Raw genomic sequence first — 14743 nt, 5'->3', positions numbered from 1 at the left:
ATCTCAAAGTCTCGCGGATTAGGGATTCCCGGTGCAAGAACTTTTCTTTGAAAGTGGTGAGAATTTTTCCTCGGTTTATTACCGTAAGCTCAAAAGCGGTCAGAGAATTTTGTACGTCTGTCTATGGTAAGAATAAATCTCTTAACATCTGCCTACCGCTTGATTGCCACTACTATATATTGAATATGTGGTTTTACATTTCTATATAATCAAAAAATTCGGACAAGCGGTAGCGAAGGCGGAATTTTCCAGCGACGACTGCATGACTCAAGCTGACATCAAGAGGTGTTGCTAACCTGATATGCATTTAATTTGGATATGATCGCTAGGTCAAAAATAAATCTAAGTCCCTTTCTAAGCAAACATCCTTTGCTTTAGATTCCCAAACAGGTAAATTCAATCTAAGGCTGCAATTACATTTTTGGCGTTTTCACTCAGAAGTTGACATAAATCTTGCCTACAGCGATGCTACAAGTAAAGTTTTAATGGTTATCCTTAAACTAGAATCAGTTGCTCTTTCATCGTCAGCCTATTAACACCAGGATTTGAATTAAGGGCAAAAAAAGCATAGCTCACTTTTCGCAACGACCTGCCTTGACTGATGATTGTTAAGGCTGGTGAAGCAATTTTAAAATTTTGGTTAGTGGTCATGGAAGTTATTTTTAAGGTGATTCGACAGCAACAAAATTCCTCCCCCGTTGTGCAAACCTACCTTGTAGAGGCTCAAGCAGGTAATACAATCCTGGATTGCCTCAATCAGATTAAGTGGGAGCAAGATGGAACCTTAGCGTTTCGCAAAAATTGCCGCAATACCATTTGTGGTAGCTGTGCTATGCGAATTAATGGGCGTTCGGCTTTAGCTTGTAAGGAAAATGTTGGTAGTGAACTTGCCAGATTACAACAAATAGCATCATCTCAAAGTAAAGTAAATGCCATTGCCGAAATCACGATCGCTCCTCTGGGCAATATGCCTGTGATTAAGGATTTAGTTGTGGATATGAGCAGTTTCTGGAACAATCTAGAGGCAGTTGCTCCTTATGTGAGTACAGCAGCACGACAAGTACCAGAAAGAGAGTTTTTGCAAACACCACAAGAGCGATCGCGCCTCGATCAAACTGGCAACTGTATTATGTGCGGTGCTTGTTACTCTGAATGCAATGCCCTTGAAGTTAATCCAGACTTTGTAGGCCCCCATGCCCTTGCCAAAGCTTACCGGATGGTAGCAGATTCCCGCGATACCGACACCCAAAATCGTTTAGACAGCTACAACGAAGGTACTAAAGGTGTATGGGGTTGCACCCGTTGTTTATACTGCGATTCAGTTTGTCCAATGGAAGTTGCACCATTAGAACAAATCACCAAAATTAAACAAGAAATTCTCACCCACAAACAAGCTAGCGATAGTCGCTCACTTCGTCACCGAAAAGTATTGGTAGATTTAGTTAAAGAAGGTGGTTGGATTGATGAACGTCAATTTGGTTTACAAGTAGTTGGTAACTACTTTCGGGATTTAAAAGGATTACTCAGTCTTGCACCCCTCGGTTTGCGAATGATCCTCCGGGGTAAATTTCCCCTGTCATTTGAACCTTCAGAAGGGACAGAACAAGTGCGATCGCTCATTGAATCTGTGCAACAAGTAGAAAATAAAAGTTAAGAGTTATGAGTTAGAAGTGAGGAATTTTAACTCCTAACTCTATTTCAACGCGGTTCCTGAGGTATATTCAACGGCTGTCCATTCCGGTCATATACTAAAATATCCCACTGCCCGTTGTTACTGGACTCAAAAGCAATCCTACTCCCATCAGCGCTAATTGTCGGGTTGCGGACTTCTGCTTGCAGGTTATTAGTCAAATTTCGTGATTGACGTGTTTCCCGATCGTAGACAAAAATAGCCGATCGACCCTGACGGCTAGCACCAAACACAATATAACGACCATCTTGTGAAACGCTAGGATGATTTGCGATCGCATCAAAGGAGTTTAAACCCGGCAAATCAACCAAATCACGAGTCACCGTATCAAACATATAAACATCTTGGCTACCCCGTCGGTCAGTAATAAAAACAATGTATCTCCCAGAGATTTGGGGATTTAATTCCGACGCTAAACTGTTGAGACTGCGACCCCCCGAATCAAAGGGATAACTCAAAATACGAGGGTAGCCAAAACACCCAGTCAATAAACTTAAGCAGAAAAATACAGGTATAAAAAAAACACGTTTCATATAATTAGTCATTAGTCAATAATCATTAGTCAATAGTCATTAGTCAATAGTCTCACAACTCCTAACTCCTAAGGTACAGACGCGATTAATCAATCACTGGGATTGACCTAGTTGCAAGTTTCCCCTTGGTGTTTGATTTTCTGATAATTAACCGGGGTCTGACAATACCTTTTTGGGTGTAAATGTCTTGAGTTAGCAGGGTACTGCATTCGCGGATTCTACAGGCGCTAAATAGGCATACGGCAAACAAGGTGCGATGCCCTTCTCTACGAGACGCTGCGCGAACGGCGCAGGCTCAGGGTAAGACCTGCGGCGGGCGTAGCCATCGCGGTCATTGTCTAAGCCATCACTGAAGATTAGCTGTATCTCTTGCTGAGTAAGAACCTTGGCGCGTCCATGCCGATTTATTTTCATTGGCAGACTGTAGACCCTGTGATCCACAGCCTATAATGTTTTGACACATGATATGCATAACTGTTTGACCTTTAGGTGAAACTAGAAGCGGTAGTACAAAAATAAAAATTATCAGGAGATTTGAATCAAAGCACTGCATCCTACAATAGAACAGCTAGAAACCTTCTACCGCGTATGTGTACGAGCAAGCAATCTATTAAGAACAATTGAATTAACTCGCTACGATACACGCTCTCAAAGAATCGTAGTGTTAATAGGCGAAACAATTCAAGTAGAAATTTTAAGTAACGGCGAGGAATTAATTCAATGAGTAACTATCAACAATTAAGCGAAGCCGAACTGAGAACTTATGTAAAAACACATCCAGATGATGAAGAGGCTTTTCAACATTATTTAACAATTATGAGGGCAAAACCTAACCGCGTTGTAGTTAGTACAGAGGAACAAGCCCTAATTGAATTTAGGAAAAGAATACAAGCAGAATCAACACCCTAACCCGCCCTAACCCCGTCACACCCGATTAACAGCCCATTCCTCCAATATCCCAATTTTTACCCCGTAGCGCATCATATAGCACGGGGTTTTGCTTTGGTGGTTGAGTGCGATCACTGTTTGTTTGGATTCCAAGAAAAAATTATCTGCAATTCAATTCTTGTATTTAAGAACACGACAACCTAAAGTGAAAACTTTATGACATCAGTATTTTGTGAGCTCATATTATCTTCAATAACTAGGTGTCGCACCTCTCCATACGTGGTTACTAAGTAAAGTATTTCATAAATTCGTGAGGAATTGAGCGACCGACTAGTAAACTTTGCAAGATTTAATAACGCTACGAACTTGTGAAATACTGTATTAACAGTAAACCAAAAAGTTTTCCCAAAAGCTCTAACCACTAGGGATACAGGAGATATCACCAATAAATTAGTACAGAGAAGCAAGTATTAGCTAATACTCATTATACAAGAAATAGTGATCATATTTTACAGCACTTCAAAATATTAAATGATCAAAGTAGTGTGTCTGCTGGTTAGAGAATTGCATATCAAGAAGTATCAAAAAATATAAATATTTTAGCGATCGCTTTTTGGAGAAAAACTTTTTGGTTTACTGTTAATCGCGTCTCTCCAAACTCTTAACTCCTAACTCCTAACTTTTTCCCCTACGGAGGTGAACCCACAGTTGCACCATTAGGAATATCTAACTCAATATTTGGCCCCCGGTCTAAGACTTCAATATCCCACTGACCACGGCTGGCGGTTTCAAAGACAAGATAACGTCCATCTGGGCTGATATTTGGTTTTCTCACCCAGCCGCGATAGGTTGGTGTGACAATTTGCGACTGTTGTGTAGCGCGATCGTAAAGCGCCACCACTGGTCTACCTTGGTCGCTAGTAAGATAAGAAATGTAACGCCCTGTGTAGCTCAAACTAGGACTTTCGGCAATTGTTTCCTGTCGGTTTATCCCCGGTGTGCTAATAAACAGTTGCCTTTCTAAATCGTAGACTAGTAGCTGCTGATTACCATTCCGATTAGATACAAACGCTAAAAAGCGCCCATTTCCACTCAAAGCTGGTTGCTCCTCGGTGTAGCGACTGTTGAGGGAATTAGGCCCTATGGGAATATCGCTAGAACCACAAGATACAAGCAAACTTGTTAAACCAAAAACCAGGCTCCAATGAATTGGTCTTTGGAGCCAAAATGTCGGCGTAAATTTTTCCACCTCAACTGTTTTCCGTCGCCTCTAAAGCTACTTCCACGCCAACTGTTTTAAACATCGTCATCAAAATCGGTCGAATTATCTGGCTTTTCAATCGGGTTGTATGGTACATAATCAGTTGGGATCGCCTCATCATCTTCGCGCGATCTTCTCGGAGTTGAGTCAGTAGGCGGACGACGCTTTCTCGGTCTGGGAGCAACATCATCTTCACGACTTTCGGGACGCTGGGACTCGTTATTACTGCGACGAGAAGGTTTTCTGACTTCCCCACTCGAACTTTCCCAATCATCAACTTGTCTAGATGAAGAACCCCAATTCTCTTCTTCAGAGCTTTCAGAAGGACGATTCACCGGACGCCCAGAAGTCCGCCGACGTGTTTTATCAGATGGAGCCTGTTTTTCACTACTGCTGCTGTTGCGGCGTTCTGAACGACGGGGGGATTGCTCCTTGTAGTAGCCATCACGAGTTGAAATCTCATCCCTGCTACCCTGAATCCGGGGACGCACAGGGCGCTCCTCTTCTTCATAAGGCAGTGGATCTAAGTCCGCATCCATTTCAGCTTCATACTTTCTGCGATTATTGTACTCATAGCGATCGCTAACTGGTCGGTCTTCGTCCACAATCGGAGTGTTGCGCTTTGCTTGCTGGGTAGCTATACTCCGTAGGCGAATGCTTTCAACTGCAAAAAATACAGTTGTGCCGACTAAAAGCAGTTGACCAAATTGTAAAATCGGGTCTAGCCGCCATCCTTGAAAGACAAGAATGAAGCCGCAGAGCAAGCCGACTGCCGCAAAAAAGATATCTTGATCCCGTGACAATTCTGGACGCACAGTGCGGAGAAAATACAGTGCTGCCCCAGCCACAGCCAGGAAAATTCCTAGAATACTGGCTGAGTTTGCCCCAAAATTAACCTGAGCCAGAAAACTGGCTGAGTTCAGCCCAAAATTTATCATTGCTGTTTTCCCAATATCAAATCTATGTTAGCGAGTCACAATTAAAATCACTACTCTATTTAGTCACGATATATTGAAGCTTCAGAGCCTCTGGCAAAGAAGCTCTGAAGCTGTTCACCGAAAAGTAAAATAAACCTATGTCTGTTAGCTACAACTGCTCCTAGCGGCAAATACTGCTGCTTTTGGTGTAATTATAAATAGCTGACACACAATCGGTTATAAGAGTCGAATTGACTCTCATAAGCATTATGAACGCTGAATTTTATCTTTCTGACTAATGAAAATTAGACCAACTGTAACAGGTACTACAACAATTGCACTACCCCAAAGCAGACTCCAAAGAAAATTTGCTAAAGAAGGCGTCATACTTCTAAACCTTTTTTACACACTTCATCCTAATTTTAATAGTGTATTACTTTCTTGAGAAGCCTCTAACTCTGAACTGCCAAACTTGGTAACTGCTTTCACCGATTGTTGAGTTAACCGCGTGAGCGAGTTTGCTTTTGGATTTCGGAAGGAAGTGACAGCATTTGGTTAAAATGATCATGAGAGGGCTTTACAAAGCTTAAAATTTTCTGGCGATGTCTACGACGGGCAACGCCGGAGCAAAGTGCGGCTTGCCGTTGCCTAAGTTTTTCTTTCTTCACAGATAGATAGTAGCTTAAACCGATGACTGGTGTTGACCTGACTGCTTGGATTCTCGGCCCTATGTTAGGGCTGATGACATTATTATTTATATTCCGGATCATTCTCACTTGGTATCCACAAGTGGATCTGAATCGTTTGCCCTTTAATTTAATAGCTTGGCCTACTGAGCCATTTTTAATACCCTTGCGAAAGGTGGTGCAACCTATAGGCGGGGTAGACATTACACCGATTATTTGGGTTGGCATCTTCAGCCTACTGCGAGAAATCCTGCTAGGTCAGCAAGGATTGCTGACCATGCTATCTCGTGTGAATTAGGGATTGGGCAAAATAGTTCCGAGTTCTGAGTTCCGAGTAAAGAAGTGAGATTCCCCACTCAGCACTCAGCACTCTCCTAACCGTTCATTTCCTGCACAAAATTTGTATAGACATTACCCTGCAAAAACTGTGGATTCTCCATAATTTTTTGATGAAATCCAATGGTGGTGGGTAGTCCAGTGATGGCACATTCCCGGAGTGCGCGTTTCATGCGGTTAATAGCAGTGGGTCTGTCTGGTGCCCAAACAATTAACTTGCCGATCAAGGAATCGTAGTAAGGTGGGATTTGGTAATCTGTGTAAACGTGAGAATCAATCCGAACACCAGGACCTCCAGGGGGAAGATAGCCACTTATCCGTCCAGGAGAAGGGCGAAAGTCATGATCGGGGTCTTCGGCGTTGATCCGACATTCGATCGCATGACCCCGCAAGACTACTTCATCTTGGGTAAGCTTAAGTCTTTCCCCTTGGGCAATCCGAATTTGTTCGGCAACCAAGTCTATCCCAGTAATCATCTCTGTTACAGGATGTTCTACTTGAATCCGGGTGTTCATTTCCATAAAATAGAATTTACCCGATCGATCCAAAAGAAACTCGATAGTACCCGCCCCAGTGTAATTAATGAATTGGGCAGCTTTGACAGCAGCTTGTCCCATTTTCTCCCGCAAGTCTTGGTCGAGAGCCGGACTTGGTGCTTCTTCCAGTAGCTTTTGATTCCGGCGCTGGATTGAGCAATCCCGTTCGCCCAAATGGATAACATTACCATAGTTATCCGCCAAAATTTGAAATTCGATGTGGCGGGGACGTTCAATAAATTTTTCTATGTAAACGCCAGAATTACCAAAAGCTGCTCCTGCTTCCCCTTGGGCTGCGAGGAAAAGTTTCACAAATTCATCTTCAGAACGAACTAGGCGCATACCCCGTCCACCACCACCGGCTGTAGCTTTGATCATCACAGGATAGCCGATATCCTTAGCGAATCTTAATCCTTCTTCCTCAGATTCTACTAACCCTTCACTACCTGGTACCGTCGGGACTCCAGCTTTTTGCATGGTTTCTTTGGCAGTGGATTTATCCCCCATCCGCCTGATAGCTTCTGGAGTTGGGCCGATAAAAGCAATATGATGGTCGGCACAGATTTCTGCAAACCGGGCATTTTCTGCCAAAAAGCCATAACCTGGATGAATAGCAGTAGCATTGCGTGTCAGTGCAGCAGCAATAATATTGGGAATATTCAAATAACTTTTGCTGCTAGCAGGTTCGCCAATGCAAACCGCTTCATCAGCAAGTTGGACGTGGAGAGCATTACGGTCAACGGTGGAGTGAACCGCAACTGTCGCAATCCCCATTTCTTCACAGGCGCGGAGAATGCGAAGAGCGATTTCTCCCCGATTGGCAATTAATATTTTGTCAAACTTCATTTTTTAGCTTCGATATCATTACCAGTAGATTGACATTTTCTCTGATCCAACTTGAAACGAGGCTTTCGCACTATTTAAAATTATCACAGGAGATTCACCACCCTGATTCTAAGAAAACGCAAGATTGCAGGTTGCTGCCTCTACAGTCTTACTACACTAACAACATTGCTGCTGTAAGTCTTAGCTAGCTTACCAAACTGGGCTTTGGCTCCGGCGTAGCCCGTACTTCTCTACCAGACGCTGCGCGTAGCTTGCTTCCACGTACTCCTGCGGAGGACAAGCTACGCGGAGCGTCTCGTAGAGAAGTGGTACGGCAAGCTACCTCGGCTGCGCTCGGCACAAGTCAGTAACCATCGTAGACATCGCCTACGGTGGGCGGGTACGCCATCGCACCACTAGCTCTACCCTTTTTAATATCACTTGTGCAGGTGCTAGATTTCTGTCAGTCTGATACCGCCTTGAGAAAATTTATATTTTTGAGCAACTGAATTTAGATATCACCTTACTATAATTATTTTCTTATGCTATAGTCTATATTTAGACAAACCATGCGGATGTGGCGGAATTGGTATACGCGCACGCTTGAGGTGCGTGTGGCTTTGCCTTGCGAGTTCGAGTCTCGCCATCCGCATTTTTGCTTGTTTAATTATAGGGTCAATAGTCAAGGGTCAAAAAACCTCAGACTATTGACCCTTAAATCTGAACCTACTTTTAGTACCCCCTCAAGGCAACAATGCTTGGTAAATAAGTTTGTAGTAAGGACTTTAGTCCTGATCTGAAGCATTGAAGTGCTAATTACCTACCTAAAAAATTTGACAAAAGGAAAAAACCTTTCGCTACTCCCCACTCCTCACTAGCCACCAAGCATTGTTGCCTTACTAAAGTTCTACTTTTTTATGCTTTTATAGAAATAGGTGAAGTTTTGTAAAAAGCATTGACTATTACTTTTACGCCGACAAACAACTTAACACTGCCAGGAGCTTGGCATCGCCTCACTCCGATTTGGCAAGGAGGGGAGGAAATAATTCAACAAAGTTTACCTCACACTCAGCTAGCACCTGCTTGGCAGATAATGCTTTTGGGTGACGGCTCGCCAACACGTCATTTAGAATTGCTCACAGGTGAGCCTGTAGAAGTAGATGTGATCGATATGTCATTGATTGGCATGGACTTAGATGATGCTCCTGAGTTAATCCAAGCCGTCCCCAGTCCGCGACTACGGCGACAAGTGTGGCTGCGTACTGCTTCTGGCCAGCGATTAGCCTATGCTACTTCCTGGTGGGAAGCCAGTCATGTAGATGAGTATTTGCAAAATCGTTCATTACCAATTTGGGCGAGTTTAGCTCGTCTTCGCACAGAGTTGTATCGGGATGTTCGAGGAATTTACTACGGTGACTCATCGGCGCTAGAGTCTGGTTTTGATGTAATTGGGCCTTTTTGGGGTCGCCACTACTTGTTTTGGCATCATGGACAGCCACTAACTTTAATTTATGAAGTTTTTTCGCCTTATTTAACCAAATATTTGGGATCTATGCAGCTGAGTGCTGTTAATGCTGAGGCATAATACCATTGAAAAATTCAAACGTGTTCTTATCTAGCACCAGCCTAGTACCGCTTATCTACCAGACGCTGCACATAGTGTGCTTCGGGAGCATCTCACTTTCGTAAAAAGCTTTGTAAAACCTCACCCTAACCCTCTCCTTAGCAAGGAGAGGGAGCAAGAATATTGTTTCTCATCTGGTATATTTGCTTTCACTGAGATGCTGCCGCGTGCTTTTTTGAAAAAGTGCGCTCTAATTCAAAATTCAATTAATTTTTAATTAAAAAAATTAGCACTTCATCCTCAGCAAAAATAACAACTGTTTGGCATCAAAATGATACAAATTCCGAAAAATTATAATTCAGCAATATATCTGATTTGTAAGATTGGTAATCCATGCGAAATCCCGGATACTGAATTTTTCTAGGTTAGATAAAGTCAATACAACAGATGCAAGTTCTGTAAATACAAGGTAGTGTGGGTTGCTGATGACTTGCAGCAATGCCCAGTTAGTTATATCCTCAAAGTGCTTGAAATGACGGATTTAACTCTCGAAAAATTTCCGCAGAGGCAACCATCCAAAGGAAGCGTCCAGCGAAATTCAACAAAGCGTGTTAAAAAAGATAACTAACTACTAAAGCACCGGTTTTGAAACAGTAGGGAAGTTGATTACGGAAATATCATCACTGTCTAGGATGGAGAAATTTATGCAGTTAACTGCCCTAGATAACAAGAAACTTTTTGGTTAACTTAACCAATCAAACAAGTAATGAGTTTGCAAGTATGAGGTATAGGTTTCAATGGCACCGCCTCTTGTGTCTGTTCCGATGAAGAAAAATAAGAAACCGTCTTTGGTGTTGACGCTCTCGGCGGCTGGGTTATTGATTGGTGGGGGGAGTATAGCATACTGGTTGTTAAGCCAAAGACAACCATATTGGAGCGATTTGCTAGTAGGTGCAAATATGATTCCTGGTGATGCCCTGTTTGCGGTTTCTCTGACAACAGATCCCCAGCAATGGCAGCAATTGCGGCAGTTTGGGACAAGAGAAACCCAAACAGAACTGGACAAAAATTTAGTAGAATTGCGCGATCGCTTTCTAACTAATAATGGTTACGACTTCCAGAAAGATATCGCTCCTTGGGTAGGTAATGACGTAACGATCGCATTTCTTGCCCCAGATACAGCGACTAAACCTGCACCCAAACCAGTTACCACCAATGGAGATGCTGGCGGTGATCAGCAGTCGATGGTAATGGTATTGCCAGTAAAAAACCCAGAAATCGCCAAAAGCATTTTGGCACAACCCAAAACCCTTAAACAAGGCAAATGGATTGACCGGACTTATCAAGGGATCGCCATCAAACAAAATCAGGGACAAGCAGGAGAAAACTTCTCCGCAGCATTACTAGATGGGCGTTTTTTAGTCATAACTGATAGTCTCAAAGCCACAGAACGAGCGATCGACGCCTACAAAAATAAAACATCCCTAGCCACAACAGGGGGCTTTGCTGAGAATTTTCAGAAAATTGGCAATTACCAACCCTTTGCCCAGTTTTACGTAAATGTGCCAACAGCAGCCAAAATCGCCGCAGCTTCTCCAAACCGCCCCTTACCTGCTCAAGTTTTGGCTCAACTGCAAAATAACCAAGGTTTAGCGGGGACAATGACTTTAGAACCAGAAGGAATCCGCTTCAAGGGCGTTTCTTGGTTAAACCCTAATAGTCAACGTGTGCTGGCGGTGGAAAACAAAGCTGGGGAAATGCAAAACCGCCTACCAGCAGAAACCTTAATGATGTTATCTGGCGGTAACTTACAGAGGTTGTGGGGAGATTACGTTTTAACATCTCAGGGAAATCCCCTCTCGCCGATCGCACCAGAACAGATCAGAGGTAGTATAAAATCTTTTACCAATCTCGATTTAGATAAGGATTTGCTCAGTTGGATGAAAGGCGAATTTTCTCTATCAGTGATTCCGACTACTCCAAAACAAGGTTCACCAGATGATTTTCGTGCGGGTTTAGTGTTCATGGTACAGGCAAGCGATACCAAGGGTGGGCAAAGCCTACGCCAATCAGCTGAAACATCCTTAAAACAGCTTGATGACGTGATGAGAAATCAATACCAGTTCCAAGTACAACCGGCAAAAGTCGCAGGTCAACCCGTTGTTAACTGGGTTTCACCTTATGGTACATTAACGGCCACCCACGGCTGGTTAGATGGAGATGTCGCTTTTCTTGTAGTGGGCGCTCCCATCAGTGATAAAATTGTTCCCAAACCCAACAACACACTAGCTAGCACTCTTCCGTTCCAACAAACAGTTCCTACAGAACCAAATCCTACAAATGGTCAATTTTTCCTGGATGTGGAACGAACTGTGAAAAATCTTCCCCAAACAATTCTCACCCCCAATCAACAAACTTTGTTAGATGCAACGCGCTTAATTGGGATGACATCTGCTGTCAGCGACAATCGCAGTAACATCTACGACATTTTTATCGGACTAAAAAAAGTTACGAACTCGACTGTTTTGCCTAGTCCAAAAATCAATAAGAGCAATTCTGCTAGATAGGGCAGTGGGGGAGATGAGGGAGAAATAACCAATACTTCTCTACGAGAGGCTACGCCAACGACTTCTCTACGAGACGCTCTTGCGTTCGCTCAGTACAAGTGCCCAATGCCCAATTTTCCTGTAAGCATATAGGATCAGAATAGTCAGAATCGATATTTTAAATCATCCACGGAGAGAACATTTTATGAATCTGGTTGTACTCCAAAACTGGCTGGACAATGCCTCTTTTGCCATATTATTCCTGACAATGCTGGTGTATTGGGGAGGAGCGGCTTTTCCGAATCTGCCTTATCTAGCCGCTTTGGGGACAGCTGGGATGGCGATCGCTAATTTGTGCATGGCGACTCTACTAGGGGCACGATGGATAGAAGCTGGTTACTTTCCTCTAAGTAATCTTTATGAATCTCTATTTTTCTTAACTTGGGGAATTACCACAGTCCATCTAATTGCTGAAAATAGTAGCCGTAGCCGCTTAGTAGGAGTTGTTACAGCTCCGGTGGCAATGTTGATCGCTGCTTTTGCTACCTTGACATTACCATCCCAGATGCAAATCTCAGAACCCCTAGTACCTGCCTTAAAGTCAAATTGGCTGATGATGCATGTCAGTGTGATGATGTTGAGTTATTCGGCTTTAATGGTGGGTTCGTTATTAGCGATCGCTTTTTTAGTTGTCACTCGCGGTCAAAACATCCAACTACAAGGTAGTTCTGTAGGTACTGGTGGCTATCGCAGCAACGGCTACCGCTTGCACAAAGCATCTGAGTTAATTTCTCAACCACCAGCCCCTTTTGTGGAAAATAACGGCTTTGCTCGTTTTGAAAGTAGTAGCAACGGCAACGGGAACGCTAACATCGCTGTTTTGAATTTAGTATCTACTTCTGAGCCTCAAATAGCATCAGCCGAACCTCTTTCACCCCAGCGCCTTAGCCTTGCCGAAACCCTCGACAATATAAGCTATCGCATCATCGGACTAGGATTTCCCCTATTGACAATTGGGATCATTGCTGGTGGTGTTTGGGCTAACGAAGCTTGGGGTTCCTACTGGAGTTGGGACCCTAAAGAAACTTGGGCATTAATCACTTGGTTAGTGTTCGCCGCCTACCTTCACGCCCGGATCACTCGCGGTTGGCAAGGGCGCAGTCCCGCAATTTTAGCCTCCACCGGCTTTGTTGTCGTTTGGGTTTGTTATCTAGGTGTGAATCTTTTGGGTAAAGGTTTGCATTCTTACGGTTGGTTTTTCTAAGAACCTTAATATAGGGTTTCCTAATAAGAATCAGGTACAGCTTAACCTCACCCCGATAAAGCTGCGCTTCGTCTCCCCTCTGCTTACTAAGGCTACCGTGTATACACAAGTATGAAATAGTTTACTCACCTGGTTTTTGCGTCAGTTTTACCCCACCCTAACCCTCCCCTTGGAAAGGGGAGGGAACTAGATTTCTGTTTCCCCCCTTTCTAAGGGGGGATTAAGGGGGGTAATTTGACTTGTCTATACACCGTAGCCTTACTAAGGAGAGGTTTTGATATGTAGCTCATACACTTGGGAACCGCTATAACTAATTTTTATATTGAGTAGCACTAAATCTACAAAATCATCATTTTATTTCGGATGAACTACTAAATCTATGGAAAGTATAGATTTAGTGAGAGGGGATTTTTATGGAAGATGGATTTGACAGACTAAATCATGATGAAGTTGTGTCTATAGAACCAGACACTTTTAATAAGTTAAATATTGCTAAAACTTTTAAAGTCCGTGATTTAATTACAGCAATTAAGGAATATATCGGAGCAGAAGAGACAGATGAAGTAAATTTGTATACCCAAGGATTAAATTGTGAAGTTTTGCAGTTTAGTACTCAGGGATGGAAAAAAGGAAAAGTTAGACTTGCTTTAGAATTTTGTCCTGATGAATCTGAGTCACCACTTGATGAAATTTTTCAAAAACTCAAACAAGTGGAAAACTAATACCCAATGAGCATTCGTAAAAACCCAGTTTGATCAGGCTTTCCTCGTTCCCATGTTCTGCATGAGAACGAGAGAACAATAAATATCATCAACGAAGCTCTGAGATTCATCAACGAAGCTCAAAGGTTCATTAACAAAGCTCCGAGGTTCATTAACGAAGCTCCGAGGTTCATTAACGAAGCTCCGAGGTTCACGAACGAAGCTCAAAGGTTCATTAACGAAGCTCCGAGGTTCAAGAATGAAGCTCAAAGACTCCTCGGCGAGTATCAAAGACTCATTACAGCAGTTTTCATTTACTTCAATCCCACTCTTGTATTCTTCTCTGCGCCTCTGCGCCTCTGTGTGAGACAAAAACCTTTCAGTAATTACGAACTTGTACTGAGCGCAGCCGTTGGCGCAGCCTCTCGTAGAGAAGTATTACCCTATCAAGACATGCACTCACACTTTCAGCATCCGGTGACTTCAATTGCTGCAAAATCTCTAAAGCTGGTTGGAAATAGGATATCGCTTTAGTGTATTCACCCTGCTGTTCTGCCAAATCTCCTAAGCGCCATAGAGTCATTGCTTTACCCTGGACATTACCAATGCGTTCATTTATTGACAAAGACTGATTGTAGAGTGCGATCGCTTCATCCACTTCCCCTTTCTTGGCATAGATCATTGCCAGACAGTGCAACGTCGCCGCTTTGCCTTGGACATTAACAATGCGTTCATCTATTTCCAAAGACTGATTGTAGAGTGCGATCGCTTCATCCACTTTCCCTTTGTTGGCGTAGATCATTGCCAGACAGTGCAACGTCGCCGCTTTGCCTTGGACATTACCAATGCGTTCCTTTATTGACAAAGACTGATTGTAGAGTGCGATCGCTTCATCCACTTCCCCTTTGTTGGCGTAGATCATTGCCAGACAGTGCAACGTCGCCGCTTTGCCTTGGACATTACCAATGCGTTCCTTTATTGACAAAGACTGATTGT

Annotated in this window: 15 protein-coding genes and 1 tRNA gene; 9 read left to right on the top strand and 7 right to left on the bottom strand. The window is 43.2% G+C overall.

Going from position 1 to position 14743, the window contains the following annotated elements:
* Positions 1-649: 649 nt before the first annotated feature.
* On the top strand, positions 650-1654 hold the full coding sequence (locus V7K15_RS24935) for a succinate dehydrogenase/fumarate reductase iron-sulfur subunit (protein WP_334909958.1): 1005 nt from the start codon (positions 650-652) through the stop codon (positions 1652-1654).
* A gap of 44 nt (positions 1655-1698) precedes the next feature.
* On the opposite strand, the gene V7K15_RS24930 is transcribed toward V7K15_RS24935, so the two are convergent.
* Both V7K15_RS24930 and V7K15_RS24925 read right to left on the bottom strand, forming a co-directional pair.
* Complete coding sequence (locus tag V7K15_RS24930; RefSeq protein ID WP_334909857.1) at positions 1699-2223, bottom strand: TolB family protein; 525 nt, start codon at positions 2221-2223, stop codon at positions 1699-1701.
* A 192-nt stretch (positions 2224-2415) separates the two neighbouring features.
* The gene (locus tag V7K15_RS24925) at positions 2416-2664 is read right to left on the bottom strand and encodes a hypothetical protein (RefSeq protein WP_334909855.1); all 249 of its coding nucleotides are present in this window, start codon (positions 2662-2664) and stop codon (positions 2416-2418) included.
* 97 nt (positions 2665-2761) lie between these two features.
* Between V7K15_RS24925 and V7K15_RS30095 the strand changes: the two genes are divergently transcribed.
* The gene (locus V7K15_RS30095; protein WP_442949715.1) at positions 2762-2947 is read left to right on the top strand and encodes a DUF6888 family protein; all 186 of its coding nucleotides are present in this window, start codon (positions 2762-2764) and stop codon (positions 2945-2947) included.
* Positions 2944-3132, top strand: coding sequence for a DUF6887 family protein (locus V7K15_RS24920; RefSeq protein WP_073641045.1), 189 nt, complete (start codon positions 2944-2946; stop codon positions 3130-3132). The genes V7K15_RS30095 and V7K15_RS24920 overlap by 4 nt, the downstream gene beginning before the upstream one ends.
* 667 nt (positions 3133-3799) lie before the next feature.
* Here the strand turns inward: V7K15_RS24920 and V7K15_RS24915 are convergent.
* The 3 genes from V7K15_RS24915 to psbX all read right to left on the bottom strand — a co-directional run bounded on the left by V7K15_RS24915 (position 3800) and on the right by psbX (position 5676).
* Positions 3800-4360, bottom strand: coding sequence for a TolB family protein (locus V7K15_RS24915; RefSeq protein WP_334909853.1), 561 nt, complete (start codon positions 4358-4360; stop codon positions 3800-3802).
* Positions 4361-4407: 47 nt separating this feature from the next.
* Complete coding sequence (locus V7K15_RS24910; protein ID WP_334909851.1) at positions 4408-5310, bottom strand: Ycf66 family protein; 903 nt, start codon at positions 5308-5310, stop codon at positions 4408-4410.
* 246 nt (positions 5311-5556) lie between these two features.
* Complete coding sequence (gene psbX, locus V7K15_RS24905) at positions 5557-5676, bottom strand: photosystem II reaction center X protein (protein ID WP_292803064.1); 120 nt, start codon at positions 5674-5676, stop codon at positions 5557-5559.
* Positions 5677-5979: 303 nt separating this feature from the next.
* Between psbX and V7K15_RS24900 the strand changes: the two genes are divergently transcribed.
* Positions 5980-6273 (top strand): YggT family protein, encoded by a 294-nt coding sequence (locus tag V7K15_RS24900; RefSeq protein WP_334909849.1) that lies wholly within the window; start codon positions 5980-5982, stop codon positions 6271-6273.
* Positions 6274-6349: 76 nt separating this feature from the next.
* Here the strand turns inward: V7K15_RS24900 and accC are convergent, their stop codons facing one another.
* Positions 6350-7693 (bottom strand): acetyl-CoA carboxylase biotin carboxylase subunit, encoded by a 1344-nt coding sequence (gene accC, locus V7K15_RS24895; protein WP_334909847.1) that lies wholly within the window; start codon positions 7691-7693, stop codon positions 6350-6352.
* Positions 7694-8243: 550 nt separating this feature from the next.
* On the opposite strand from accC, the gene V7K15_RS24890 reads away from it, so the two are divergent.
* The 5 genes from V7K15_RS24890 to V7K15_RS24870 all read left to right on the top strand — a co-directional run bounded on the left by V7K15_RS24890 (position 8244) and on the right by V7K15_RS24870 (position 13768).
* Positions 8244-8324, top strand: a tRNA-Leu gene (locus tag V7K15_RS24890).
* A 303-nt stretch (positions 8325-8627) separates the two neighbouring features.
* Entirely contained in the window at positions 8628-9257 is a 630-nt protein-coding gene (locus V7K15_RS24885) for a chorismate lyase (RefSeq protein WP_334909845.1), read from the top strand.
* Positions 9258-10033: 776 nt separating this feature from the next.
* Positions 10034-11803 carry a DUF3352 domain-containing protein gene (locus V7K15_RS24880; protein ID WP_334909843.1) on the top strand — a complete coding sequence of 590 codons (1770 nt, stop codon included), beginning with the start codon at positions 10034-10036 and terminating at the stop codon, positions 11801-11803.
* A gap of 184 nt (positions 11804-11987) precedes the next feature.
* Positions 11988-13046: a c-type cytochrome biogenesis protein CcsB gene (gene ccsB / locus V7K15_RS24875; protein ID WP_334909841.1), complete on the top strand. Its 1059-nt coding sequence runs from the start codon at positions 11988-11990 to the stop codon at positions 13044-13046.
* A gap of 413 nt (positions 13047-13459) precedes the next feature.
* Complete coding sequence (locus V7K15_RS24870) at positions 13460-13768, top strand: KGK domain-containing protein (protein ID WP_300417633.1); 309 nt, start codon at positions 13460-13462, stop codon at positions 13766-13768.
* Between the two features lie 358 nt (positions 13769-14126).
* Here the strand turns inward: V7K15_RS24870 and V7K15_RS24865 are convergent.
* The coding region (locus V7K15_RS24865) for a tetratricopeptide repeat protein (protein WP_334909839.1) at positions 14127-14743 on the bottom strand (617 nt) is incomplete at its 5' end.

Origin of the sequence: Nostoc sp., from assembly GCF_036919815.1 — a bacterium.
In the GTDB taxonomy this organism is placed as follows: domain Bacteria; phylum Cyanobacteriota; class Cyanobacteriia; order Cyanobacteriales; family Nostocaceae; genus Nostoc.
This window is presented reverse-complemented; position numbering and strand designations above follow the sequence as displayed.

Bases quoted from the DNA above. Each gene is read 5' to 3' on its own strand.
- V7K15_RS24935 (WP_334909958.1), top strand. From the start codon at position 650: ATGGAAGTTATTTTTAAGGTGATTCGACAGCAACAAAATTCCTCCCCC.
- V7K15_RS24930 (WP_334909857.1), bottom strand. From the start codon at position 2,223: ATGAAACGTGTTTTTTTTATACCTGTATTTTTCTGCTTAAGTTTATTG.
- V7K15_RS24920 (WP_073641045.1), top strand. From the start codon at position 2,944: ATGAGTAACTATCAACAATTAAGCGAAGCCGAACTGAGAACTTATGTA.
- V7K15_RS24910 (WP_334909851.1), bottom strand. From the start codon at position 5,310: ATGATAAATTTTGGGCTGAACTCAGCCAGTTTTCTGGCTCAGGTTAAT.
- psbX (WP_292803064.1), bottom strand. From the start codon at position 5,676: ATGACGCCTTCTTTAGCAAATTTTCTTTGGAGTCTGCTTTGGGGTAGT.
- V7K15_RS24900 (WP_334909849.1), top strand. From the start codon at position 5,980: ATGACTGGTGTTGACCTGACTGCTTGGATTCTCGGCCCTATGTTAGGG.
- accC (WP_334909847.1), bottom strand. From the start codon at position 7,693: ATGAAGTTTGACAAAATATTAATTGCCAATCGGGGAGAAATCGCTCTT.
- V7K15_RS24880 (WP_334909843.1), top strand. From the start codon at position 10,034: ATGGCACCGCCTCTTGTGTCTGTTCCGATGAAGAAAAATAAGAAACCG.
- ccsB (WP_334909841.1), top strand. From the start codon at position 11,988: ATGAATCTGGTTGTACTCCAAAACTGGCTGGACAATGCCTCTTTTGCC.
- V7K15_RS24870 (WP_300417633.1), top strand. From the start codon at position 13,460: ATGGAAGATGGATTTGACAGACTAAATCATGATGAAGTTGTGTCTATA.